This is a genomic window from Bradyrhizobium sp. cf659, from assembly GCF_900113725.1.
Classification (GTDB): Bacteria; Pseudomonadota; Alphaproteobacteria; order Rhizobiales; family Xanthobacteraceae; genus Bradyrhizobium.
On the sequence record NZ_FOQJ01000010.1, the window covers coordinates 163,132 to 187,861 of the forward strand.

General features: G+C 66.2%; 19 protein-coding genes. 5 read left to right on the forward strand and 14 right to left on the reverse strand.

Features of this window, described 5'->3' with window-relative positions:
• Positions 1–59 precede the first annotated feature (59 nt).
• The 5 genes from BM118_RS31210 to BM118_RS31230 are packed head-to-tail and all read right to left on the reverse strand — an operon-like array spanning position 60 to position 8,020.
• Positions 60–1,148 (reverse strand): zinc-binding dehydrogenase, encoded by a 1,089-nt coding sequence (locus BM118_RS31210; RefSeq protein WP_177234865.1) that lies wholly within the window; start codon positions 1,146–1,148, stop codon positions 60–62.
• Positions 1,149–1,191: 43 nt separating this feature from the next.
• Positions 1,192–3,207 carry a hydantoinase B/oxoprolinase family protein gene (locus BM118_RS31215; RefSeq protein WP_092190495.1) on the reverse strand — a complete coding sequence of 672 codons (2,016 nt, stop codon included), beginning with the start codon at positions 3,205–3,207 and terminating at the stop codon, positions 1,192–1,194.
• 12 nt (positions 3,208–3,219) lie between these two features.
• Positions 3,220–5,271, reverse strand: coding sequence for a hydantoinase/oxoprolinase family protein (locus BM118_RS31220; protein WP_092190497.1), 2,052 nt, complete (start codon positions 5,269–5,271; stop codon positions 3,220–3,222).
• 55 nt (positions 5,272–5,326) lie between these two features.
• Positions 5,327–6,658, reverse strand: a complete 1,332-nt coding sequence (locus BM118_RS31225; RefSeq protein WP_092190499.1) for an NAD(P)/FAD-dependent oxidoreductase — start codon at positions 6,656–6,658, stop codon at positions 5,327–5,329.
• Positions 6,659–6,673: 15 nt separating this feature from the next.
• Positions 6,674–8,020 (reverse strand): MFS transporter, encoded by a 1,347-nt coding sequence (locus BM118_RS31230; RefSeq protein WP_177234866.1) that lies wholly within the window; start codon positions 8,018–8,020, stop codon positions 6,674–6,676.
• A gap of 263 nt (positions 8,021–8,283) precedes the next feature.
• On the opposite strand from BM118_RS31230, the gene BM118_RS31235 reads away from it, so the two are divergent.
• Positions 8,284–9,006, forward strand: a complete 723-nt coding sequence (locus BM118_RS31235) for an IclR family transcriptional regulator (protein ID WP_210189069.1) — start codon at positions 8,284–8,286, stop codon at positions 9,004–9,006.
• 136 nt (positions 9,007–9,142) lie between these two features.
• Here BM118_RS31235 and BM118_RS31240 read toward each other — a convergent pair whose 3' ends face one another.
• The 3 genes from BM118_RS31240 to BM118_RS31250 form a co-directional block, all read right to left on the reverse strand.
• Complete coding sequence (locus tag BM118_RS31240) at positions 9,143–11,359, reverse strand: SLC26A/SulP transporter family protein (protein ID WP_092190505.1); 2,217 nt, start codon at positions 11,357–11,359, stop codon at positions 9,143–9,145.
• 307 nt (positions 11,360–11,666) lie between these two features.
• Positions 11,667–12,581 carry a phosphoribosylaminoimidazolesuccinocarboxamide synthase gene (locus BM118_RS31245; protein WP_092190507.1) on the reverse strand — a complete coding sequence of 305 codons (915 nt, stop codon included), beginning with the start codon at positions 12,579–12,581 and terminating at the stop codon, positions 11,667–11,669.
• Positions 12,582–12,659: 78 nt separating this feature from the next.
• Positions 12,660–13,577 (reverse strand): pirin family protein, encoded by a 918-nt coding sequence (locus BM118_RS31250; RefSeq protein WP_092190509.1) that lies wholly within the window; start codon positions 13,575–13,577, stop codon positions 12,660–12,662.
• A 313-nt stretch (positions 13,578–13,890) separates the two neighbouring features.
• On the opposite strand from BM118_RS31250, the gene BM118_RS31255 reads away from it, so the two are divergent.
• Together BM118_RS31255 and BM118_RS31260 are read left to right on the forward strand one after the other, a co-directional pair.
• Positions 13,891–14,952: an AraC family transcriptional regulator gene (locus tag BM118_RS31255; protein ID WP_092190511.1), complete on the forward strand. Its 1,062-nt coding sequence runs from the start codon at positions 13,891–13,893 to the stop codon at positions 14,950–14,952.
• Between the two features lie 317 nt (positions 14,953–15,269).
• A complete protein-coding gene (locus BM118_RS31260) occupies positions 15,270–16,697 on the forward strand; it encodes a serine hydrolase domain-containing protein (protein ID WP_092190513.1) in 1,428 nt (475 codons plus the stop codon).
• Between the two features lie 176 nt (positions 16,698–16,873).
• On the opposite strand, the gene BM118_RS31265 is transcribed toward BM118_RS31260, so the two are convergent.
• Positions 16,874–18,244 (reverse strand): MmgE/PrpD family protein, encoded by a 1,371-nt coding sequence (locus BM118_RS31265; protein ID WP_092190515.1) that lies wholly within the window; start codon positions 18,242–18,244, stop codon positions 16,874–16,876.
• 123 nt (positions 18,245–18,367) lie between these two features.
• Between BM118_RS31265 and BM118_RS31270 the strand changes: the two genes are divergently transcribed.
• Positions 18,368–19,483, forward strand: coding sequence for an FUSC family protein (locus tag BM118_RS31270; protein WP_092190517.1), 1,116 nt, complete (start codon positions 18,368–18,370; stop codon positions 19,481–19,483).
• 87 nt (positions 19,484–19,570) lie between these two features.
• Positions 19,571–19,969, forward strand: a complete 399-nt coding sequence (locus BM118_RS31275; protein WP_092190519.1) for a VOC family protein — start codon at positions 19,571–19,573, stop codon at positions 19,967–19,969.
• Positions 19,970–20,010: 41 nt separating this feature from the next.
• Here the strand turns inward: BM118_RS31275 and BM118_RS31280 are convergent, their stop codons facing one another.
• From BM118_RS31280 to BM118_RS31300, 5 genes are all read right to left on the reverse strand, one after another.
• Positions 20,011–20,661: a 2-hydroxychromene-2-carboxylate isomerase gene (locus BM118_RS31280; protein ID WP_092190521.1), complete on the reverse strand. Its 651-nt coding sequence runs from the start codon at positions 20,659–20,661 to the stop codon at positions 20,011–20,013.
• Complete coding sequence (locus tag BM118_RS31285) at positions 20,658–21,146, reverse strand: DUF2867 domain-containing protein (RefSeq protein ID WP_092190524.1); 489 nt, start codon at positions 21,144–21,146, stop codon at positions 20,658–20,660. Before BM118_RS31285 ends, BM118_RS31280 begins: the two co-directional genes overlap by 4 nt.
• Complete coding sequence (locus tag BM118_RS31290) at positions 21,143–22,537, reverse strand: MATE family efflux transporter (protein WP_092190526.1); 1,395 nt, start codon at positions 22,535–22,537, stop codon at positions 21,143–21,145. The genes BM118_RS31285 and BM118_RS31290 overlap by 4 nt, the downstream gene beginning before the upstream one ends.
• A gap of 220 nt (positions 22,538–22,757) precedes the next feature.
• A complete protein-coding gene (gene murA / locus BM118_RS31295; RefSeq protein ID WP_092190528.1) occupies positions 22,758–24,053 on the reverse strand; it encodes a UDP-N-acetylglucosamine 1-carboxyvinyltransferase in 1,296 nt (431 codons plus the stop codon).
• Positions 24,054–24,193: 140 nt separating this feature from the next.
• On the reverse strand, positions 24,194–24,661 hold the full coding sequence (locus BM118_RS31300; protein ID WP_092190530.1) for a hypothetical protein: 468 nt from the start codon (positions 24,659–24,661) through the stop codon (positions 24,194–24,196).
• Positions 24,662–24,730: the final 69 nt, after the last annotated feature.

Sequence of the window (24,730 nt, forward strand, 5' to 3'; positions counted from 1 at the left end):
GTCCTCCCGCGACGAGCTCCTCGTCTGGATTCCAAATGAGCGCGGCATCCGCGGCATTCCTAGATGGCTGCGCAATTGGGGGCGATCGCGAAGATGGCCCGTCCGGTGATCTTGCCATTCCGCAGCTCATCGACCGCGCGCATGGCATCGCCAAGCGCGTAGCTATGAGTCACGAGCGCGCGGAGGCCAACAGAGGCATCGTCGAACCAGTCGACGTAGGTTGCGACGTCGCGATCGCCTTGCGTATCGCCACCGAAGCATCCCTTGATCGTGATTCCGTGCAGCTGGATGAACCGTAGATCAAGCTCCGCCGGCCGGTGCGCAACGCCGACCACGACGACAGTGCCGCCTGGGCCGAACCCCGCCCGGCCCTTGCGCACGATCGCGAGCGCATCCGAGAAAGTCGGGGGCGCGGCGACGCAATCGATCACGTGATCGACGCCGCTCGCCCCCTTGGCGTCGGCCCATTGGGCCATGGTCTCGACGAGGCCCGCCCGCGCCGTGTTGATGAGCTGCGTGGCACCGAGTTGATGTGCGAGCGCGAGCTTGTCCTCGTTCAGGTCGATCGCAAAGATCTCGCTCGCCCCCATGGCACGTGCGGCGACAATGGCCGCGCCGCCGACGCCGCCGGTGCCGATGACCGCAACCGTGTCGCCAGGCTTGATCCGCGCGCTGTTCATGACAGCGCCCGCGCCCGTCACGACGGCGCAGCCGAGCACCGAGAGGGCCGGATGGCTGGAAGAGGTCGGGTAGAGATAAGCCTCGTCCGCGACCGTCCGCTCCGCCCAGGTGAAGATATCCGGCGTCGCCACGGTCCGGCCGTCGACCGTCAGCGTCACCGGCTCGACCCGGCGCGAGCCGAGATATTCCCGCCGCGGCAGCCAGGACATGATGACGGTATCACCACGCTTGACCGCGCTCACATGCGGACCGGTTTCGGTCACGATGCCCAGGGCCTCGTGGCCGAGCAGGCGACCGGGCGCGCCGTCCGGTGTGCGCGCGAGCTGGTCCAGCTGGTTCAGCTGGCTGTGGCAGATACCGCTTGCGATCACCTCGACCAACGCCTGATGTCCCACCGGTGCGGGAACGATGATATTGGTCAGAACCGGCGCATTGCTGCCGGGGTAGCCGACGATGGCCTGCGTCACTCTGCTATCCTCTCGATCGACATGATTGCGGTGTGACTTGCAGCTATCCGGCAGTCTGCCGCTCCGACGTGCGCAGCGTGGGGTAGCGCGCCGCCAATTGCTCGAAGAGCTCCCGCACCAGCCCGGCATCTTCTTCGTGCCGACCCGCCTTGAGGCGGGCGTCGAGCGCATCGAACAGCTGGTGCTTGACGAAGAATCGCCATGCGATCGGCAGACGTGCCAGGATGTCGGTGAGTTCGCGATAGCGGGCCTCGGTCCAGCGCGCCTCGAAGGCGGTGCGATAGCTGCCGAAATCGAACACGTCGTCTTGCCGTTCCGGCCGCGCCTTCTGCATCTCCTGGCGCAGCTTGCGCGTCCTGTCCTCATCGACGCGGTTGCCGTCGATGACGACGCCGTACAGCCGGCGTGAGGCCTCGACCGTGACGTAGCCCGAGAGAACGTCGATCAGTACGCGGCGCGGCTCGCGCAGGAGAGGATCACCAAATCCTCCGGCACCTGCGCCGACCAGGCGGATCCGGTCGCCGGGCCTGCAGGGCACCACGTCGGTATTGCCGAGCGCTTCGGTGTCCGGCCCGTCGGGATTCCTGGTGAAGATCGCGTTGGCACCGGCGCTGCCACCGAGGACGCCCCAGGAGGCGAAATAGGTGCGGTCGCGATTGCGTGCCGTGACGGTGGTGCCCGGCGTGAACACCTCGAACTCCATCGTGAGGCCGAGCCCGCCGCGATAGGTGCCGGCGCCGCCGGAGTCGGGCGCAAGGCAATAGCGCCGCACGCGGATCGGCACTTCCAGCTCGTTGATCTCGACCGGCGTGTTGCGCAGGAAGGCATTGTTGGCGCCCGAGCCGTCGCTGCCGTCGCCATTTGCCATGCCGCCTGCCCCGCCGCCGACCGGCCCGAGCGAGGCCATGACGCTGCGTCCGGCCTGGTCCATCGTCTTGACCGTGACGATTGCCATCCCGCCGGCCGAGCAGGCCGGCAGGCGCTCGGGTATCGCGCGGGAGAACACGCCGAAGGTCAGCATGTGCGTGATCTTGCAGGTCAGGCTGCGCATGCCGACGGCCGCCGGCGCCGTTGCGTTGACGACCGTGCCCTCGGGCAGGACGCAGCGAACGACGCGATCGAGCCCGGAATTGAGCAGTATGTCGCTGTTCAGCGTGTAGAGAACGTAGTGGAATCCGACCAGCGCGAGTGCGTGGCGCGGCATGCCGCCGGTCGGCATGTTCAGCGAGGAGGCGAGCTGCGGGTCACTGCCCGTATAGTCCATGACGGCCTGGCCGTTGTCGATCGTCAGCGTCAGCGCGACGCGCATCGGCTTGCCGTTCTCGCTGTCCTCGTCGGCATATTCCGCGAAGAAATACTCGCCGTCGGGGATTGTCTTCAGCACCGCCTCGGCCTGCTGCTCGGCGTAGTCCATCACCTGGTACATGCCGGCCCTGAAGTCGTCGATGCCGAAGCGCTCGATGATTTCCAGCACGCGCTTCTCGCCGTTTACGAGCATGGCGATCTGCGCTTGCAAATCGCCGCGATTCTGCGACGGCGCACGCACGTTCATCGCCATGATGTCGAGCAGGCCTTCGTCGAGCACGCCCTGATCGACGATCTTGCAGGGCGGAAAGCGGATGCCTTCCTGCTGGATCTCGGTCAGCCTGCGCGACAGCGACGCCGGGACCGCACCACCCATGTCGGTGTTGTGGATATGGCCGCCGACATAGCAGACGATCTCGCCGCGGTAGAAGATCGGCCTCCACATCAGGATATCGGGCGTATGCGTCGCCACGCTGCCGCTATAGGCGTCGTTGGTCATGCAGATGTCGCCGGGACGATACTCGCCGATCAGCCCCAGCACCGGACCGTAATCGAGGCCGATATACCACGTCGCGCCCAGCGTCTTCGGTGAGGCGAAGGCCAGCCCTTCCGGCGTGATCAGGGCGCAGGAGAAATCCTCCGTCTCCTTCACGAAGGTCGAATGCGCCGTGCGGATCAGCGTGTAGGCCATGCTTTCCGCGGCGGCCACGCAGTAATTGGCGAAGATCTGAAGAGCGGAACCACTGAGTGCCATAATCCGAATCCTTTAGGTCGCCGCGACGAGATTGATGATGTGAAGATTGCCCCAGCGGTCGACGTTCACCTCGAAGTCGGGGAGCACGCAGGTGGTGGTGTCGTCCTGCGCGATGATCGCGGGCCCCGTGAGGCGGTCGCCGGCGCGCAGCGTCTCGCGTCGATAGAGCGGCATCTGCCGCATCGCGCCGTCCATCCAGCACGGCACGGTGGCGGCGGGCTTCGCCGGCGCGGTCGCGTCCGGGATCGGCGTGAGCACCGGGCGCGGCGTGCGAACCTTGGCCACGACGCGCACCGCCACCACCTGGATGACGGCATTTTCGTCGCGGTAGCGATAGAGACGCTCATGGGCCTGATGGAAGGCGTCGCGCAGCGCGGCGATGTTCTTCGTGCGCATCGACTCCGCGTCGAACGCGGTCTCGATCTCGAAGGACTGGCCCCGGTAGCGCATCTCCGCGGTATAGGTCAGTTCCGGCACCGCGCCGGCGCCGACCTCGGCGCGCACCCAGCCGATCGCTTCCTGCTCCAGGGCCAGACGCGTGCGTTCGAGCGATTCCCAGCCGTCGTCTCCGAGCGTGCACCAGGCGACCGCGACGAAGTCGTTGCGCGTATCGGCAATCAGGCCGCCGAGCGCGCTCAGCACGCCGGGCGTCAAGGGCACGGTAATCCGTTCCATGTTGAGTGCGCGCGCGAGATGACAGGCGAGCATCGGACCTGCACCGCCGAAAGCCATCAGTGCGAATTCCCTGGGATCGATCCCGAAACGCGAGATCAGCCGGCTGATTCCCGAATACATGCCCGAGATCGAGACATTGATGATCGCCTCGGCAACGGCTTCGACCGACTCGCCAAGCCGCGCGGCGAGGGGAGCGATCGCCTCGCGCGCGGCGGCGACGTCGAGCCTGACCGAATCGTAGCCCAGCGCCGTCTGGCCGAGCACGCCGATGGCAGCGAAGGCATCGGTGATGGTGGGCTCGCGTCCTCCGCGCCCGTAGCAAGCCGGGCCCGGCGTCGAACCCGCGCTCTCCGGTCCAACCTTGAGCACGCCGAACGGATCCACGCGCGCGATCGAGCCGCCGCCGTCACCGATCGAGGTGACTGAGACGGACGGGATGTGGATCTGATGGTCGCCGATATATTCGCCTGTCGCGTATTGCGGTTCGCCTCCGACGATCAGCGCGACATCCGCGGTCGTTCCGCCGATATCCAGGCTCATGACGTTCTTCAGGTCGCAGAGCTGCGCGACCCAGGCCGCGCCGATTACGCCGGATGCAGTGCCCGACAGCACGATCTGGACGCAATCCGTCTTGCCGCGTTCGGCGCTCATCACGCCGCCGTTCGACTTGGTGACCTTCAGATCCGCGGTCACGCCGGAGCTGCGCAATGCTGCCTGCAGCGAGGTCAGGTAGTTCGAGACCACCGGCTGCACGTAGCCGCCGATCACCGCGGTGTTGGTGCGTTCATATTCGCGGATGATCGGCCACACCTCGCTTGCGCAGGAGACGAAGAGCTCGGGCGCAGCCTCGGCGATGATCGCCCGCACCTGTCGCTCGTGCTCGGGATTTCGGTAGGCATGCAGCAGCGAGATCACGACGCCCTCGCAGCCGGTTCGCTTCAGCCCCGCCACCGCTTCGCGCACGCTCGCCGCGTCGACGGGTTCGAGCTCCTTGCCCTCGGCGTCGAGCCGTCCGTCGATTCCGAAAGTGCGGTAGCGCGGCACGAGCGGCTCCGGCCGCGCCGACATCAGATGATACATGTCGGGGGTCTTCAGGCGCGCCAGCACCAGGACGTCCTCGAAATAGCGGTTGGTGATCAGCCCGAGGCGGATGCCCTTGCGCTGCACCACCGCGTTGACGCCGACCGTGGTGCCGTGGGTGAAATGCACGACCTCGGCTGGATCGATCCCGTAGCGCTCGCCGAGCATGCGCATGCCGTCGGCGACCTCGCGGCCCGGCGCGTCGGGGCGCGAGAACACCTTGAGGCTGCGCACGGTGCCGTTGCTTTCGTCGAGGACCGCGAAGTCGGTGAAGGATCCGCCGATATCGACGCCAATTCTCAAACCCATAGTCCAGGTGTCTCCCTGCATCGTGTCGAAACATGCCCGCGAGGCGGGCAACGCTTCAGCGGCGCTTCTCCATGTGGTCGCGCAGCTGGAAATAACTGCCGAGGATCGGCATGAACCATGTCTGTCCCCGATAGAGCGGATGGGACGGCAACGGCGTGCCGAAGGCGTCTGACGCGAGATCGTGCTCGCCCAGCAGGTGACGCGCCAGCCGGTGACCGAGCCAGGTCATTGTCGTGACGCCGCTACCGTTGCAGCCGGCGGCGTAGTAGCAGCCCAGCGGATCGCGCCCGAGATGCGGCAGCGCATCCAGCGTCACGGCAACCTTGCCACCCCAGCTATGGCTCACCTTGACGTCGCGCAGCTGCGGGAAGCGTTCCGTCATCTGCGCGAACAGGATCCTTGCGCTCGCCTTGCGGTCGAGAGGATAGAAGCGCGCGCGACCGCCGAACAGGAACCGCTGCCCGTCGGGCGAGTAGCGGTAGTAGGCGGTCACCCGGTTCGCCTCGGCCACGCCGCGATCCCCGGGGATGAGCGACCCCCGCAGCTCCGCGGGCAGAACCTCGGTCGCGATCTGGTGGGAGGTGACCGGAACGAGGCGCCTCTTGAGCCAGGGCGTCGCCGTGCCCGTGTAGCCGTTGGTCGCGATGACGACGCGCCTTGCGGAAATCACGCCTCGGCCGGTGGTGATCCGGTAGCCGGCGCCCGCACGTTCGATCGTCGTGACCGGCGCATGGCAGGCCAGTTTCGCCCCGGCGGCAAGCGCGGCCGCGAGCAGCCCGCCGAAGAATTTCGCCGGATGCAGATGGCCTGCGCCGTTGATCAGCGCGCCGCCGACATAGACCTCGCTCGCCAGCTCGCTGCGCAGCTCACTGCGGTCCAGCATGCGCACGTCGCTGTCGGTATGCGCGTTGAGCCTGACGATCCGTCCTTCCCAGGAGCGGACCTGCGCGGCGGTCCAGGCGGCGGCGAGGCGGCCGCTGCGGCGATAGTCGCAGTCGATGCCGTAGCGCGCGATCAGTGTTTCGAGGAAGCGGTAGCCGGCCGCCGCCTCGCGCAGCCTGTCTTCAATCGCGGCCTCGCCGGCGCTTGCCGCCGCCGCGCCGACACGCTTGGACATGCTTTTTCCGACGTTGACGCCACCGGTGACCTGGCCGCCGCTCAGCGTACTGGCGCCGATGCCTGGAAGCTCGGCCTCCAGCACGACGACTTCGGTGCCTTGCGCGGCGAGTTCGAGGGCGCAGGATATGCCGGCATAGCCGGCGCCGATGATCGCGACATCGGTCTCGCGCGGCAGGCTGCTGTCGCTGGCGTCGTTCGGACGCCAGCCGTCCCACCAATAAGGTGTCTCAGAGAAGTCCGGAGCGAAGATGGAGGATTGCGCGGTCATGCGTCGTTCCGGTGCCTACGCCACGGGATCGGCGACGGCGGCCGCGGGGACGACGTTGGGCGCGGCGCGTCTCTGATTGTAGAAGAGGAAGACGCTGACAAAGGAGATGGTCGCGATGGCCGCGACATAGCAGGGAACGGCATAAGGCGTTCCCGTCCGCTCGATCAGGAATGCGGCGACCAGAGGTGCGGTTCCGCCGAAGAGCGCGGTGCCGGTATTGTAGGCGATTCCGCTCGCGGTCACCCGCATCTCCCGCGGGAACATGTCGACGAGCCCGATCGTCATGCCGCTGGTGATCAGCGGATAGACCAGCACCGGGATGACGGCGGCGGCGATCGCGCTCGCTGGCGTCGCGAAGCTTGCGACATAGAAGGACAGGAACATCGCGGGGATCACGAGAATGCAGCCGGCCAGCAGGGTCGGCCGCCGTCCTACGGTGTCGTTGACCCAGCCGTAGAGGACGGTGGTCGCCATCAGCACCAGCTGGGCAATGAAAACCGCCAGGGACGCGTGAGTCTCGTCGATCTTCACGAAGTTCGTGAGATAGGTCGCAAAGAAGCCGAGCACGAGATAGTTCGACAGCGTATGGCTCATGAGGATGCTGATGAAGAACAGCATGCGGCGCCATTGGCTGTGGAGCACCGCCGAGAGAGGCGGGGCTTCCGTACGGAGACGACGGCGCTCTTCCTCAATGGCCAGAAATTCCGGTGATTCATCGATTTGGGTGCGAATCCAGAGGCCCAGGAGGCCAAGCGGCACACCAAGTCCGAACATCAGGCGCCAACCCCAGGCGGCCATGCTCTCCGCGCCGATGATGGCCGAGACAAGCGTGAAGATGCCCACCGCGATCGCAGTGCCGGCATAGGCTGCCATCGGAGAAAAAGAGGCGCGGAACGCCCGGTGCTGGCTGTTTCCCTGCTCGACGATATAGGCGGTCGCGGCGGTGTACTCGCCGCCGGCGAAGAAGCCCTGCGCGAGACGGCAGAGCACCAGACCTGCGGTCGCAAAGCTGCCCGCGACGGCGTAACTCGGCAGGAACGCCGTGAGTGCAGTCACCAGACACATGCCGCTCACAGAGATGAAGAGGGCGGTGCGGCGTCCGAGGCGATCACCCACGCGTCCCATGACGATGCCGCCGAGCGGCCGGATCAGGAAGCTCGACGCGTAGATCATCATCGTTTGCAGCAAGGCCACAGTCGGATCGCCGGGCGGGAAGAACGTCGTGGAGATCACCTTCGCCAGCAGGCCGAAGATCGCGAAATCCAGAAAGTCGATGAGATTGCCGGCCACGGCGCCGGAGATCGCCTTCAGCTGGAGGCGGCGGGTGATAGGGCCGGGGGCAGTCGCTCCATCTCGGGTCAAAGCCAGTTCTCCTGTTGTTGGACCCGTCCGCTCGCGCGGACCGTCGAGAACAAGCGCCGCATGTTTCTGTTGCCCCGGCTCAGCAACTGTGCCACAATGCGGAACGTCGTTCCATTTATTAAGCTAACAAGGAAGCCGTGGCGTGGCAAGCGCTGTCGGGCCAAGTGCGCTTCATGCTATGGGCCGCGCGCGCAGCCGTTGCGCAGGCACGCCGGAGGACAGGCGGCTGCACTGAAATCGCGGTCAGGTTGATGAAGAGTCTCTTGAAGAGCCTGGAAGTTCTGGAAGCCGTCGCGGAGATGCAGCCGGTCGGCGTGAGCGAACTTGCGCGCCGCCTCGACCTACCCAAGACCACCACGCAGCGCATTCTGCAGACATTTGCCACGACCGGCTGGCTGCGCCCGGTCGGTGGCGAGGCGACTCGCTGGCAGATCGGTCATCGGGTGCTTCGCCTTCAGGTGCCGGAGCTGCAAGGCGGGCAGCTCTATGTCGTGGCGCGCAAGCCGATGCAGGAACTACGCGACCAGGTCAACGAAACCGTGCACCTGTCGATTCTGGACCGGCTCGACGCGATGGTCCTGATCGACCGAGAGGACTGCACCCAGAATGTCAGAACCTTCAGTCCTATCGGCGATCGATCGCCCATTCATGCGACGGCCATCGGTACGGCCGTGATGGCGCACCTGCCGCCCGACGAGATCGAGGCGATCATCCAGCGCGGCCTGACGCGTTATACCGACAACACGATTACCGAGCCTGCGGCGTTGCGCGCGGAGCTCGATCGCGTGCGTGAGCGCGGCTACTCGCTGAACCTTTGCTGCTATCGTCCTGCTGTCTGTGCCATCGGTGCCGCCATTCTCAATTCGCAAGGTCGCCCGGTCGGTGGCCTTTGCATCTCCATGCCCGCCTCCCGCTATGTCAAAGATAACGAAAAGATCTGGGGCGGCTTGGTCAACGCAGCAGCACGCAAGATCAGTATCGGGTGACATGGCGAGCTCATGCCTGGCGCCGCGCAGGGTTTGCCGGCGAAATTGCGGCTTGTGCAGGGAGGGCAGCTGTTGGCGCGCAAAGCGGCCATCGCAGCCCCGCTGCGCTCCATCCGGGCAATGGGACTCATGCGGATTATCGCCGCAGCACCGCGATCGTCCGATTCGCAAAGGTCAGCCGCTCGGCCATGATCGACACGAAATAGGTCAGCAGCTTGTGGCTGAGCGCGGGGTCTTCCGCCTTGATGGCGTCGAACTGGTGCGTGTTGAGCACGTAGAGCACGCTGTCGACCTCGGCCTGGATCGTCGCGCTGCGTGGGGTCTGGGCGACCAGGCCCATCTCGCCGATCGTGGTGTAGCGGCCGAGGCTGCGCACCCGCGTGGTGCGATCGTCGTCGGCGGGGATCATGATTCCGACGCGGCCCTCGAGAATGAAGTGCATGGAATCGGCCGCTTCGCCCGCCCGCACGATGACCTCGCCGGCCCCGACCTCGAGGCGCTGGCAGCGGCGGATCAGCTCGTCGGCATCGTCCTCGCTGTCGAGAATCCCCGTGAACCAGTCGCGCAAGCTCGCCTCTTCCTGCGTCAGTTCCTGATGCTGCGCGATGAGCTCGTTCTCGCACCACTCCAGCGCATGATCGAGCTCGGGAATGACGGTGACGCCGTCGCCGATGAAATCGCTGGAGCGCAGCACCTTCTCGGCCGCGGCCGACAAATGCACCAGGATCAGCTCGACGCCGAGGTCGCCGGCGCTGCGCTTGATCTGCGCAAAACTGTAGGCGGCCGAGGAGTCGACGCCGGTGACGAGCTTGAAGTCGAACAGCAGATAGCGGCACTCCGGGCGTTCGTGCAGCAATAGCTTGACGTGCTGAAAGAGCCGGTTGGCGGACCCGAAGAACAAATAGCTCTGGAGATTCAGGCCCTGGATCTTGCCGCCATGAGCCAGCAGCACCTCCTGGTCGTCGCGCGAGCGGTCGAGCGAAGAGCGATATTCGGCGCCGTCAAAGCTGTATTTGATCGATTCGACCCGCGCCGCGCTGAACGCGAAGGTCGCGCAGCCGATGATCACGCCGATCAGGATGCCCGGCACGAAACCCCAGATGACGATGATCGCGATGATGGCGACGAGCGACAGGTATTCGAGCTTGGAGAGCCGCTTGCGCGACTCGATGAGCCATTTGTGGAGCTGGTCGGCGCCGAGATAAAGCAGCAGGCCGCCGAGCACGAATTTCGGCATAAAGCCGAGCAGCTCCGGTGCGACCGCGAGCATCAGCAGTGATATGGCCGCAACCGTGAGGCCGGACAGGCGTCCGCGGCCGCCGCTGCTGAAATTCAGGATCGAGCGGCTGACCGAGATACAGCCGGCATAGCCGGCGAGCGCGCCGCTCAGGATGTTGGCGACGCCGGTGATGTTCAGCTCACGCTCGAGATTGGCCTCGCGGTGCACGGCGACCTCGATGCCGGTGGTGTTGAACAGGGTGCTGGAGGCGGCAACGAAGATGACGGCGACGACGTTGCCGAGCAGGTCCGGCACGGCGGACCACGGATAGTGCGTGAGGTCGTCCGTGTGCCAGGGCAACATGAAGGTCGCTGGCGGCGGCGGCTGGAAGGTCCAGCCCAACGCGCGCGCCTCCTCCGGTGAAATCCCGGCGATCCACAACGCCAGATGTGCGGTGAGCATGCCGCCGACCAGGATGATAGGCAACCCGAACGCGTTGCGCGAGCGGTGCCACGTCAGATAGAGCACCAGCGCCATCGCGCAGGCGGCGCCCAGCTCCGAGAGCGCGACGCCGTTGGTGAAGCGCGGCAGGGTGGCAAACTGCACGGGATGATCGGTGATCACCCGGATCGCGCCCATGACGATCAGGAGTCCGGTGGCGCCGAGGAAGCCACCGATCACCGGATAAGGCACGTAGCGGATGGCGCGGCCCATCCGCGTCAGGCCCAGTCCGCACAGCACGACTCCCGTCAGCACGGTCGACAGGCCAAGCGTGATCAGGACCGGCGAGAGCAGCGGTGCCGACAGGTTGGTCGCTTCGATGCGTTCGACCAGCGAGGCGGCCAAAATGCCCGTTACCGCGGCGGTCGAGCTGTCGGGGCCGGCGACCGCGAAGGGCAGGGAGCTTCCCAGCCCGATGACAACCGCAAATACAGCGGAGCTGATGAAGGTCGCGGCGATGCCGTAGGACAGATAGGGCGACAGCGGGCCGGTGAAGATCAGCAGCGCGTAGGAAAGCCCGAAGGTGACGGTCAGGACGCTGGCGGCGCTCCCGCCCAATATATCATTCAGCGCACGCCTGATGGACGGATTGACCCCGGTGACCGGACCGAAGCCAATTGCTGGATCTGTCACGTCGTGGCACCCGCCCCTGAGAAAAGTCTCGTCCGAGACGTAGACGACTACGGACTTAGCGCAACAGGATTCTTGTAACTATGAAATCGGCAACAGTTTCGGGGCGATCGCCGCAATTTCGGTGTCGTCCTGGCGAAAGCCAGGACCTATTACCCTAGGGCGAAGTTTGGCGAAAACTTGGAGTTCGGTGTTAGCACCGTCCGCGATCCGATGGACCTCGCGGTATGGGTCCCGGCCTTCGCCGGGACGACATTGGGGACACGTGTCGCTGCGCTCGCAATGACGAGTTTGTGGTAGCAGCCGCTGCCTAAATCTTCAGCTCTTTCCCCGTCACGCGCCGATACGCCTCCAGATACCTTTTGCTGGTCGCCTCCACCACGCTCGCCGGCAGCGGCGGCGGCGGGGCGTCGCCGTTCCAGCGGCCGGCGCGGCGCTCGACGTCGAGATAGTCGCGCAGCGGCTGCTTGTCGAAGCTCGCCTGCGGCTGGCCGGGCTTGTAGGCACTGGCGGCCCAGAAGCGCGAGGAGTCCGGCGTCATCACCTCGTCGATCAGGATGATGCGGCCGTCCTTGTCGCGGCCGAACTCGAACTTGGTGTCCGCGATGATGATGCCCTGCTCGCGGGCCAGCTCCTCGCCGAGCGTGTAGATCGCGCGCGTCATGCTCTCGAGCGTGTAGGCTGTCTCGTCGCCGACCACCTCGCGCATCCGTGCGATGGTGATGTTCTCGTCATGGCCGGTCTCGGCCTTGGTCGCCGGGCTGAAGATCGCCGGCTCCAGCTTTTCGCTCTCGACCAGGCCAGCCTTCAGCTTTTCGCCCGCGAGCGTGCCGCTGGCGGCATATTCCTTCCAGGCCGATCCCGAGAAGTAACCGCGGATCACGCATTCGATCGGAAATACCGTGGTGCGGCGGGACAGCATGGCGCGGCCGAGGATTTCGGCGCGGTGCGGCTTCAAGGCGGGCACGGCCGCGATGATCTCGTCGGCGTCGGCGCTGATCATGTGATGCGGCACCACGCCTTCGAGCTCGTTGAACCAGAACGCGCTGATCTGGGTCAGCACCGCGCCCTTCATCGGGATGGTCTCGCCCATCACGACGTCGAAGGCGCTGATGCGGTCGGTGGTGAGGAGCAGCAGGCGGTCGTCGTCGACGGCGTAGATATCGCGCACCTTGCCGCGCCCGATCTTGGGGAGGGGCAGGTCGCTGGAGAGCATGGTGGTCATCGGCAAAGCTTTCGCAGACAGGGCCTTCGGGCAGAGAATCCGGACGCGCCGGACAGCGCGGCCGGAAACCGGATTAGCCTATTCCGGCAGCGGAATGAACTCATGTTCCTGCGGAACCGCCGCGAAGCGGCCGGTTTTCCAGTCCTGCTTGGCCTGCTCGATCCGCTCCTTGCTGGAGGAGACGAAATTCCACCAGATGTGGCGCGGGCCTTCCAATGCATCGCCGCCGAGAAACATCATGCGCGTCGGCCTCACGGCCTTCACGGTGATGCGGTCGCCGGGCCGGAAGATCAGCAGCCGCGGCCCCTCATAGCGCTCGTTCGCGATCTCGACCTCGCCGTCCACCACGTAGATCGCGCGCTCCTCGTGGTCGGGGTCGAGCGGCACGCTGGCGCCCGCGATCGCCGTCACCTCGGTGTAGAACCAGGGCGAGACCATCGTAACAGGCGAGCTGATGCCGAAAGCGGAGCCCGCGATCACCCGCGCGGTGAAATCGCGCTCGGAGATCATCGGCAAATCGCCCGCGCCGTAGTGCTGGAACGATGGCGCGATCTCTTCCGATCCGGCCGGCAGTGCGATCCAGCTTTGCAGGCCCAGCATCTTCTGGCCCGAGGCGCGCTGAGCATCCGGCGTGCGCTCGGAATGCGCGATGCCGCGGCCGGCGGTCATCAAATTCATCGCGCCGGGCTGGATCTCCTGGATGTTGCCCTCGCTGTCGCGATGCATGATCGAGCCGTCAAACAGATAGGTGACGGTGGCAAGCCCGATATGCGGATGCGGCCGCACGTCCATGCCCTTGCCGGAGACGAACTGCACCGGGCCGAAATGGTCGAAGAAGATGAACGGCCCGACCATCTGCCGCTTGCCATGCGGCAGCGCCCGGCGCACTTCAAATCCGTCGCCGAGGTCGCGCGTGCGCGGCACGATGACGAGATCGAGCGCATCGCAGGACATGGGATCGCCGAGCACGGGATCGTTGGAGGGTTGCCAGCTCATGGTGGACTCCTTTTGACTTTCTTGGGCAAGATCGTAGCAGGATTTGGCGTCGCCGTCGCGACAAAGGGGCAAACGTCGCGTCGCAATAGCGCCACACATTCCGCTGTCGTCGCCCGCGAAGGCGGGCGATCCAGTACGCCGCGGCCCATTGGTTCAATCACAGCCGTTTCGGAATACTGGATCGCCCGGTCAAGCCGGGCGATGACAGTCGTGAGTGAGGCGCCGCTAACCCTGGTGAACGGATGGTCCTTGAAAAAGCCGGCGCAACGAACGATGTTCGGTTGATTTCATCCGAGACTGTTCGCATCGCCCGATGACCCTTGCCGCCCTCGAGCTCGCCTTTCGCGCCGCGTCCGTGGCGCTGCTGCTGATGCTGGCGGCGTCGCTGTTGCAGGATTTTCGCAATGTGCTCGCAGCCCGGCTCGGTGCGGCCTTCGCGCTGGGCTCGGCCGCGCATGCGGTGAGCTATTCGGTGGATGTCACGTCGCGGATCCCGCTCCTGCATGCACCGCTGATCGCGTTGTCGACCGGCACCATCGTGGTGTTCTGGCTATTCACACGCTCCCTGTTCGACGACGAGTTTCGCCTGCGCTGGTGGCACGGATGGGTCTGGGCGCTGGTGACGGCCTTCAGCTTCGCAGGCTGCGTCTGGATTGCACCCAGCGGCCATGTGCGGTTCTCGGTGACGGTGGTCAATCTGATCGTGCTCGGTTTCATCGCGCTTGCGGTCGGGCAGATGATCGCCTCCTGGCCGGCAGACCTGGTCGAGCGCCGCCGCCGCGTTCGTGTCTTCATCGTCTGCATAACCGCGCTCTATGGCGGGCTGAACGCGGTACTCCAGATCGCCGTCGCCGGCCACCACGTCGGCGATGTCGCCGAAACCATCAATGCCGGCGTGCTCACCTGCACCGTCGCGGCGATCGTCTATGCCATGATGCGCGTTGACGGGGCGGATCTGTTTCCGGCCGCGGCGGAGCCCGCACCGCCGATTGTTTTCAGTCAGCCTGCGGCCGATGACGCCGCCGATCAAAAGCTCATCGACGCCCTGATGCGGCTGATGGGGGACGAGCGGATCTATCGTCAGGAGAACATCACCATCGGCGTGCTGGCGGGCCAGCTGAAAATTCCCGAATACCGGCTGCGCCGGTTGATCAACCAGCGGCTCGGCTATCGCAACTTCAATGTGTTCCTGAACAACCACCGCATCGAGGAAGCCAAGGCCGCGCTCGCCGATCCCGCCCAGGCCGAGGTCCCCGTCATCACCATCGCGATGGACGCCGGCTTCCAGTCCCTCGGCCCGTTCAACCGCGCCTTCAAGGCGGTCACGGGCGTGACGCCGACGGAATATCGACGGCTCAAGGTGAATGCAGCTTGACGCTTCTTCACCTCTCCCCGCTTGCGGGAAGAGGTCGAATTCGATCGCAGATCGAATTCGGGTGAGGGGGTACAGGTCCGTCGGTAGTCGCGCGTGCTGAGAGAGGCCCCTCACCCCAACCCTCTCCCCGTAAGAACGGGGCGAGGGAGCCCACTGTCGTTGCTGCGGCATTTTCGTATGACTCTGAAATAGCTCGCTTATTTCAGAATCGGCCAGCCTCCCCCAGTTCTAGCCAAACCATTTTCCAAATCCGGCGAGCGCGTATCGCCCGCATCCGGCCTGCTCTCCCGCACTCGCCCCGCAGCTGGAGAAAGCCCGTGACCCGTCGCCGTAAGATTGTCCTCCTCACCGCCGCCATCGCCTGCGCCGGCCTCGCGCTCGGCGCGGCGCGGGCGCGTAACGTGCCCAAGGTTGCTACCGGCTTCATCGCCGACACGCTCTGCTCGGAGACGTTCGTCTCCGGCCTGGATCCCCAGCGCAACCTCGCCGAGACCACCGACGCGATGCCGGGCACCGGCCTCCTGACCTGGGCGATGAATTTGCAGATCGATCGCGCCCGTAAGGATGTCACGGTGTCCCTGTTCGGCATCGGCCGCAGCCATGCCGTCTATCGCGAGGGGCTCGGCTGCACCCTCGAGCACGGCCGGGGCATCACTGACGTCGCATTGCCGGCTGATGACAAGCAGCCCGCGCTGCTCCCCGAGATCGCCGGCCCGGGGGTCGTGCCGCCGCAAAGCGGGGGCCTGGCAACCGCGCTCGACCGCGCCTTCGCCGAGCCCGCGCAGCCGCCTTATCGCCGCACCCGCGCGATCGTCGTCATGAAGGCCGGCCGCATCATCGCCGAGCGCTATGCCGACGGCATCGGGCCCGAGACGCAGCTGCTCGGCTTCTCCATGACCAAGTCGGCGATCTCGGCGTTAACAGGCATTCTCGTGCGCCAGGGCAAGTTGAAGCTGGACGGGCCCGCGCCAATCGCCGCCTGGCAAAATCCTGATGATCCGCACCATGCCATCACCGTCGATCAATTGCTGCGTCACACCGCAGGCATTGCGCTCGGAAGTTCGTTGGAGGCGTCCCTCGGTTCCGCACTCGAGCCGGTCAACGCCATGAAGTTCGCCGAGGACGATATGACCAGCTTTGCCGAGCGCGCGCCGCTCGCGACCGCGCCGGGCACGGCGTGGAATTATCACGACGGCAATTTTCTCATTCTCGCGCATCTGATCCGCAACGCCGCGGGCGGCAAGCCCGTGGATGCGCTGGCCTTCGCGCGCCGCGAATTGTTCGCGCCGCTCGGCATGAACAACGTCACGCTTCAGCTCGACAGTGCCGGCACGATCGAGGGCTCCAGCAACATGCTGGCCTCCGCGCGCGACTGGGCGCGGTTCGGCCAGCTCTATCTCAATGACGGCGTTGTCGGCGGCAGGCGCATCCTGCCCGAGGGCTGGGTGAATTACTCGGCGACGGCGACCCCGAACGCGTGGGTCGGCATCGGCGCCGGCTTCTGGACCAACCAGGGCGACAGCTTCGGTGCGCATTTTCGCGTCGAGCACGGCTGGCCGCGCGATGCCTTCTTCGCCAAGGGCACGATCGGGCAGTACACGATCGTGATTCCGTCGGAGCGCCTGGTGATCGTGCGGCTCGGCCGCTCGCCGAACTGGCCGCCGCAAGCCGACGGCGTGTTCGATCTCGTGCGCGACGTGGTGGCCGCAACCCGCGAGAAGGGGAAGCTGGCGGGGGTGAACTGAGGTAGCGAGGAGCGCCGCCTCTTCTCCCTCGCCCCGCTTGCGGGGAGAGGGTTGGGGTGAGGGGGAGTCTTCGCGAGGACGGTGAGAGTTGGATTCGCGGAGAGTCCCCCTCACCCGAAATCCAAGCTGCGCTTGGATTCCGGCCTCTCCCCGCAAGCGGGGAGAGGCAAAGAGACCTACTGTCTCCCCAGCTCCGTCGCCTTCGCCACGCGATCGAACCGCTCCAGCGTCAGAATCGCATCCGCGAATTTCTCCGCCCGCGCATTCAGCACCGGGCGCGCCAGCGTCAAGAATTTCTGCTGCATCGCCTGCGCACCGGGAAACGAGTTCGGCTCGCCGGAGGGATCGGCATAGAGCCGCTCGTGCACGCCATCGTCCGTCGTGATGCTGACGCGCGCACCGAACGGATGGGTGCGGCCGATCTCGAGCCGGTCGTCCTGCACCACGTCGAACTTGTCGGCGAGCGCGTCGATGGCGGCATCGCCGAGGCGGTTGTAATCGTCCCAGCCGAACGAGCCCTGGTCGAGCGCGAGTGCGCCGGTGAAGAACATCGAGAACTGGCCGCCGACAATCGAGGTCGGATGCCGCTTGGTCGCGGCATCGCCGGTCAGGGTGATGCCGTTGCGATGCAGGCCGATCTCGACGCGCTTGACCTGGTCGGGCGTCAGATTGTGCTCGCGCCGCATCGCGATCAGCGCGTCGATCGCGGCATGGGTATAGCGGCAGCTCGGATACGGCTTCACGCCGATCTTCATCGTCTCATAGGTCTTGCCGAGCTCGGCCACCGCCTTGTCGGGATGCGCGTCGTCGGTGTAACCGGCGAGCAGGCCGTGCTTGCCCTCGACCGATTCGGTCGCGCCGACGAAATCGTTGCGCGCCAGCGTCGCGGCGATCACGCCGTTCATCGCGGCGGCGCCGACCTGGTAGCGCTTGTTCCAGGCGCCGTTGACCAGAAATTGCAGCGAGCCCGCGGCCTGGCTGCCGGAGACGCCGAAGGCGGCGATGATCTGCTTTTCGCCGAGGCCGAACAGTTTTCCGGCTGCGGCTGCCGCGCCATAGGTGCCGGCGGTCGCGGTCGGATGGAAGCCGCGCGCATAATGCGAGGTCGGGTCGAGCGCGTTGCCGAGCCGGCAGCAGACTTCATAGCCCGCCACGATCGCGGTCAGCACGTCGCGCCCGGACGCGCCGACCATCTCGCCGACGGCGAACGCGGCCGGAACGACCGGCGCGCTCGGATGCAACGAGGAATCCGCATGCGTGTCGTCGAAATCGAGGGAATGGCCGAGGGCGCCATTGAGGAGCGCCGCGACCGCCGGCGTCCAGGTCTTGCTGTCGCCGAACACGGTGGACTCGCCCTTGGTGTCGAGCGCGAGCGCCTCCAGCATCTTCAGGATCGACGGGGTGGATTCCGCTTCGCGCCTGGCCCGGATCGCGCTGCCGAGGAAGTCCAGCGTCAGCACCTTGGCGCGATCCAGCACTTCCGCCGGAATATCCTGGTATTTCAGATTGAAGACATAGGCGGCGAGCGTTGCGGTTTCGTGGGCCATCGTGTTTCCTCGTTTTGGCGCGCAAGTTAGGCGGGCTGATTTGGCCTTTCAAGCGGCCTTGGGGCCGCGGGCATCAGCTATGCTTTTGGCAGGCGCAAGAGGATCGGACCGGGATAGTCGACGATGGCATTCGCAAGACAGGTGTTCGACCGGATCAGGTCGCGGCGGACGCAGCTGGGGCTCGCGATCCGGGTCACGGTGGCCGCGACCGCGGCCTATGCGATCGCCACCGCGCTGCATCTGCTGCTGCCGCTCTGGGCGGTGCTGACCTCGCTGATCGTCACCCAGATGAGCGTCGGCCGCTCGCTCAAGGCGACGCGCGACTACATGCTCGGCACCATCGGCGGCGCGATCTATGGCGGCGCCATCGCCATCCTGATCCCCTATTCCAGCGAGGCCGGGCTGCTGGGACTTCTGGTCCTCTCGGTCGCGCCGCTCGCCTTCATCGCGGCGATCAATCCGAGCCTCAGCGCGGCGACGGTGACGGCCGTGATCGTGCTGCTGGTCCCGACCATGCATCACTCCGATCCCATGACCTCGGCGATCGATCGCGTCAGCGAGGTCGCGGTCGGCGCCATCACGGGACTGCTGGTCTCGTTCTTGGTGCTGCCCTCGCGCGCGGTGCGGCAGATCCGCGCCAGTGCGGCAAGACTGCTCGAGCTGATCGCGGATGCCTTCACCGAGCTGCTTGCGGGCCTGACGCGAGGCCGCGACAACGACGCGCTGCACCGGATCCAGGACGGCATCGGCACCGCGATGGTCGGTCTCAATGCGATCGGCGCCGAGGCCGAGCGCGAGCGCGCCGCGCGCCTGTCGAGCGGGCCCGACACCGGTCCCTTGCTGCGAACGGTCCTGCGGCTCCGCCATGACGTCGTGATGATCGGCCGCGCCACCGTGGTGCCGCTGCCGGCCGAGGTGCAGATGCGGCTTGCAGCTCCCTTGACGGAAGTCTCGACCGTGATCGCGCGGTTCCTGCGTTCGGCCGCCGCGGCCTTGCGCGAAGGCGCCGGCGCGCCGCCGATCCATCCCGTGCATGTCGCGCTTCAGCACTACGCCGAGGCGGTTGCCGCGGTGCGCCAGGACGGTCTGATCCGCGGTCATTCCAGCGATACCGCCGAGCGCTTCTTCGCCATCGGCTTCTCGCTGGAGCAGATGCACCAGAATCTCTGCGATCTCGACCGCGTCGTCGGCGAATGGTCGGAAGCCTCGACCGACAAGTCCGCGCGCGTGGCGGAGTGAGCTTGGGCGTGTACTCAAAAGCGTCGGCTGCCGACTGCAAAGCGCCGTAGAACAGTAAACGAGCTTAAGACGAAGAAAGGAGAGAACATGCTAGGGAACGCGAAGGTGGCAACCCGGCTTCCGGCAAAAGACCTGAACCGCGCTCGGGCATTCTACTCCGAGAAACTCGGGCTCGAGCCGATAGAAGAGCGTGCGGGCGGACTCCGCTATGTCTGCGCGGGGGGCGAGTTTGCGATATTCATCTCGGCCGGAGTGCAAGCCCACACGCACACACAGATGGGATGGGAGGTCGAGGATATCGAGGCAACCGTACGCGAGCTGCGCGCGCGGGGAGTCGAGTTCGAGGAGTACGATCTGCCCGGCCTGAAGACCGTCGAGGGGATTGCCGAGATTGCGGGAAACTACCCCAGCAAGGGTGTTGGAGAGCGGGGCGCGTGGTTTCGCGACAGCGAAGGTAACTTGCTCGGGGTGGGACAGCCGGTGTGAAGTTGACGGGCGACCGCGTCGCCCTTGAGCGAACACACGCCCTACCGCCGCGTCAGGCCCTTAGCCACCATGCGCCAGACCAGCAGGTCGATGCGGTCCTGGCCGAAGAACGGTTCGTTCTCGAACACGAAGGTCGGCACGCCCCAATGGCCGGAGGCGGCGTGGTCTTTCTCGTTCTCCGCGATCACCTGCTCGTAACGATCCGGATCTGCGCTGATCGCAGCGTCCATCGCGGCGAGATCGAAGCCGGCCGCGTCGCTGGCGCGCGCGAGATGGTCGCCTTCGTTCCATCCGGCGACCGAGCCGTCCCACAGCACGCGCGCGATTGCATCGGTGAATGCGAGCGAACGGCCCTCGAGCTGCGCCATCGCGCCCAGCCGGGTCAGCCGGTGGATGTAAGGTTGCTCGGCCGCGACATCGAACGTCGTCTTGTCCTGCACGATCGGATCTGGCCTCGGAAAGCGAAATGGAATGCCCTCGTGCTGCGCTACGCGCGTGCTGTCGAGTACCACATAGCGAATGAAGTTCGGGCTGGCCTTCTTGAAGAAGCCGGGGACGCGGACTGCCAGCGGATAGACCGGTCGCAGGTTCACCGCGAGGTCATATTCCGCGACGAGCTTGAGCGTCTTCGGCAGCGCCAGATAGCTGAAGGGACTGCGGTAGGAATAGAAGAGGTCGACGGACAGGGTCATCGCGCCGGTTCCGCGATGCGCTTCATCATGCTGCGGACCACGAGCTTGTGGAAGGGCATGATGAGGGCGAGATAGGTTCGGCCGAGCAGATTGTGGGTGCGCACCAGCGTGGTCGATGTCACCTGCCGGCTCGCCGGCGTTCCGGCGACCTCGACGACGAGGCGGAAATCGAGATGGGAATCGTTGAAGCCCGCGACCAGCCGCTCGGGTGTTTCGCTGACCACCGGAAACAATCCGATCAGGCCATACGGCGCCGGTGCGCCTTCGCCTGAGGTCTTCAGCCCGAACGGCCTCACCAGGATGTTGCGCAGGCGCACGAGCGCATCGACCCAGCGTGGCCAGTGCAGCACCATCCGCACGCAGGCCTCGCGGGCATTCACCGCCGTCGCGCCGATCTCCACGCGAAACGCGTCGATGAACTGCGCGCCCGCCAGCAGCGTGCCGGCGTCGACATTGGGGGTGACTTCGCGGACTGTGCCAATCATCCCGTCAGTCTGCGCGCCAGCATCCGGAAGCGCAAGACCAGCAGGCCGGCATAGACGAACGTGCCGACCGAGAACCCGATCCAGACGCCGGTCGCGCCCAGCGCTGTGTGGAAGGCAAGCACCCAGCCGACGGGAAAGGCGATACACCAATAGCCGATCGCCGCGAACACCAGTGTCATCCCGGTGTCATGGATGCCGCGCAGCGCCCCGCCCATGATGGTCTGGAGGCCGTCGGCGATGAAGAAGGTCGCGCCGACCAGCAGCAATGTCGCCGTCAGCTCGACCGTCGCCGCGCTGGCCTCGCTGCTGCCGAAGAACAGCCGTCCGAGCGCGTAGCGGCCGAGGATGATGGCGACCGTCAGGGCCGAGACCAGCGCTACGCCAAGCACCGCCGCGACGAGGCCCGCGCGCCTCACGGCGGCCGGGTCGTTGCGGCCGAAGGCATGGCCGACGCGGACCGTCGCCGCCATGCCGATGCCGAGCGGGACCATGAACAGCACCGCCGTGACCTGGAGCGCGATCTGGTGCGCGGCAAGCGCCGTGGTCGAGATCAATCCCATCAGCAGCGCGGCGGACGAGAACAGGCCATATTCCAGCAGGAGGGAAAACGAGATCGGCGCGCCGAGCGCGATGAGCTGGCGCATCAGGGGCCAGTCGATCCGCCAGAGATGGGCGAGCGGGCGATAGTCCGCGAACGGCTTTCGCCATGCGGCGATGGCGAGCACGGCGAGGAAGGTGCCGAGGTTGACGAGCGTGGTCGCAAGCCCGGCGCCGAACAGGCCGAGCTCCGGCAGGCCGAACAGGCCATGGATCAGGACATAGACCAGCGCGGCATTGACGGGGATCGCCACGACCGTGACCCACAGCGGCGGCTGCGGCCGGTTCACCGCGCTCATCATGCTGCGCAGCGCGATGAAGCCGAGCGCCGGCGCGATGCCCCAGGCGAGGCCATTCAGATAGCGCTGGGCGAGCGCGGCCGACTGCGGCGCCTGTCCGAGCGTCAGCAGGATGTGTTCGCCATAAAGCGGCGAGGCCATCATCGGCAGCGAGATCAGCAGCGCGACCCACAAGCCGACGCGTAGCGAGCGGCGGATACGCCTGACGTCGCCTGCGCCGAACGCCTGCGCCGCCAGCGGCGACACCGCAGCCATCAATCCGAGCCCGAAGGTGAAGCTGACGAAATAGACCGTATGCGCCAGCGCGGCCGCCGCGACCGCATCCTCGCCGAGCCGGCCGATCAGCGCGAGATCGGTCGTCATCATCGCGATCTGCCCGAGCTGCGTCAGCATCATCGGCACGGCCAGCCGCAGCGTCTCGACGAACTCTTCGGCGAGAAGGCTTGGCGGCACGCCGGCTTGCGGCTGCGGTCGAGGCTGGACAGTGTCGAGCATGGCCGGTCAATAACACAGCCGCACGTCGAAAACATGGCTCATGCTTCTTCTCCCTCTCCCCGCTTGCGGGGAGAGGGTTGGGGTGAGGGGGACTCTCCGCGGGGACGGTGACAGTTGGACTCGCGGAGACTCCCCCTCACCCGCCGCGCTCCGGACGATGCTCCGCATCGCTCGGTGCGCGTCGGCCTCTCCCCGCAAGCGGGGAGAGGCGAAGAAGGCCTCAGCTCTTCCTTTCGGGCACGCGCTTGATCTTCGCGCCCAGCGCGTTCAGCCGTTCCTCGATGCGCTCGTAGCCGCGCTCGATCTGGTCGGCGTTGTTGATGGTCGAGGTGCCCTCGGCGCAGACCGCGGCCAGCAGCATCGCCATGCCGGCGCGGATGTCGGGCGAGGTCATCGGCGCGCCGCGCAGGCGGCTGGGGCCGGCGATGATCGCGCGATGAGGATCGCAGAGCACGATACGTGCGCCCATCGCGATCAGCTTGTCGACGAAGAACATCCGCGATTCGAACATCTTCTCGAACATCAGGATCACGCCCTCGCATTGCGTGGCGGTGACGATCGCGATCGACATCAGGTCGGCGGGGAAGGCCGGCCAGGGCTGGTCCTCCAGCTTCGGCACGTGGCCGCCGAAATCGTCCTGGATCTTCAGCGTCTGGTTCGAGGGCACGATCAAATCGTCGCCCTCGACGCGGCAGACGATGCCGAGCCGCTCGAAACCCATGCGGATCGAGCGCAGATGCTCGACACCGGCGCGCACGATGCGAAGCGGCGAGCGCGTCACGGCGGCAAGCCCGATCAGCGAGCCGACCTCGATATGATCGGGCTGGATCCGGTAGGTCGCTTCCCCCAGCGTCGCCGGCCCGTGCACGATCATGGTGTTGGTGCCGATGCCCTCGATCCTGGCGCCGAGCGCGACCAGGAAGTTTGCGAGGTCCTGCACATGCGGCTCGGAGGCTGCGTTGCGCAAATAGGTGACGCCGTCGGCGGCGACCGCCGCCACCAGTGCGTTCTCGGTCGCGGTGACGCTCGGCTCGTCCAGGAACACGTCCGCGCCGGCGAGCTTTGGTGCGCGGAATTCGAGCCGGTCGGTCGCGGTGACCTTGGCCCCCAACTGTTCCAGCGCCAGCACATGGGTGTCGAGCCGGCGGCGGCCGATGACGTCGCCGCCGGGCGGCGGCAGCATCACCTCGCCGCAGCGGGCGAGCAGGGGCCCTGCGAGCAGGATCGAGGCGCGGATGCGGACGCAGAGCTCGGGGTCGAGATCGGCGGCGCGGATGCTCTTGGCATGGATATGAAGCGTGTTGCGGGCGGTCCATTCCGCCGCCGCGCCGACCGAGCGGATCAGCTCGACCAGCGTCTCGGTGTCGCGGATCCGCGGCACGTTCTCCAGCGTCACCGGATGCTCGGTGAGCAGCGCGGCGGCGATGATCGGCAGTGCCGAATTCTTGTTGCCGGACGGCTCGATCGAGCCCGAGAGCCGGTGACCGCCCTCGACGATGTACTGGATGGGCGCCACGTCGGTATTCTCCGTCCTGTTGGGTGGGGCGGGCTGCTTCGGAAGCGGAAACTACCGAGAATTGAGCAGGGTAGCAATTCTGCACTTGTCGCGGCGGAGAGCCGCTCTTTGGCCCCGAAGAGGCCCGCTGGACCGGGCGTTTAGAACAAGCCGATGATATTCGCCACCACATAAAGGATCACGATCAGCATCAGCACGCCCATGGCCAGGAAGGATATCTCGATGGCGATGGCGCCGGTCCCGAGCGCGGCTGCGACGCCGGCCAGCAACCTCTCCTCGCGAAACACCAGCGCGAGGACGGACAGCAGGATCGCGAGCAGGCCGAGCGAGATCGCACCGATCGAGGATGCCTCCCTGAGCTGGCTGCCCGTCGATTTCTCGCGGGGCGGGGCGTGATACTCGGCGCCCTTGACGCGCGCGATCAGGCGGTCCTTGAGGCGGTGCCCGGTGTCGACGATGACCTGGTCAGCTGGTGGCGGCGGATAGATCACAGGCACGACCCAGTGCGGCAGCACGGCCGCGATCAGTGCCAGCACGCCGACGATGCTGCCGATCACGCCGAGACGGCGGGAGGGCAGGGCGGAATTGGTCGCTACGGAGCTGGTCATGGCGTGACACTTCCCGGCCGGAACTAGCCTTGCGGGTTCATGCCGTTTCGTCGCGATGGCGGGTGGTGA

Bases quoted from the DNA above. Each gene is read 5' to 3' on its own strand.
- BM118_RS31215 (WP_092190495.1), bottom strand. From the start codon at position 3,207: ATGGCACTCAGTGGTTCCGCTCTTCAGATCTTCGCCAATTACTGCGTG.
- BM118_RS31220 (WP_092190497.1), bottom strand. From the start codon at position 5,271: ATGGGTTTGAGAATTGGCGTCGATATCGGCGGATCCTTCACCGACTTC.
- BM118_RS31225 (WP_092190499.1), bottom strand. From the start codon at position 6,658: ATGACCGCGCAATCCTCCATCTTCGCTCCGGACTTCTCTGAGACACCT.
- BM118_RS31245 (WP_092190507.1), bottom strand. From the start codon at position 12,581: ATGACCACCATGCTCTCCAGCGACCTGCCCCTCCCCAAGATCGGGCGC.
- BM118_RS31250 (WP_092190509.1), bottom strand. From the start codon at position 13,577: ATGAGCTGGCAACCCTCCAACGATCCCGTGCTCGGCGATCCCATGTCC.
- BM118_RS31255 (WP_092190511.1), top strand. From the start codon at position 13,891: ATGACCCTTGCCGCCCTCGAGCTCGCCTTTCGCGCCGCGTCCGTGGCG.
- BM118_RS31265 (WP_092190515.1), bottom strand. From the start codon at position 18,244: ATGGCCCACGAAACCGCAACGCTCGCCGCCTATGTCTTCAATCTGAAA.
- BM118_RS31270 (WP_092190517.1), top strand. From the start codon at position 18,368: ATGGCATTCGCAAGACAGGTGTTCGACCGGATCAGGTCGCGGCGGACG.
- BM118_RS31275 (WP_092190519.1), top strand. From the start codon at position 19,571: ATGCTAGGGAACGCGAAGGTGGCAACCCGGCTTCCGGCAAAAGACCTG.
- BM118_RS31280 (WP_092190521.1), bottom strand. From the start codon at position 20,661: ATGACCCTGTCCGTCGACCTCTTCTATTCCTACCGCAGTCCCTTCAGC.
- BM118_RS31285 (WP_092190524.1), bottom strand. From the start codon at position 21,146: ATGATTGGCACAGTCCGCGAAGTCACCCCCAATGTCGACGCCGGCACG.
- BM118_RS31290 (WP_092190526.1), bottom strand. From the start codon at position 22,537: ATGCTCGACACTGTCCAGCCTCGACCGCAGCCGCAAGCCGGCGTGCCG.
- BM118_RS31300 (WP_092190530.1), bottom strand. From the start codon at position 24,661: ATGACCAGCTCCGTAGCGACCAATTCCGCCCTGCCCTCCCGCCGTCTC.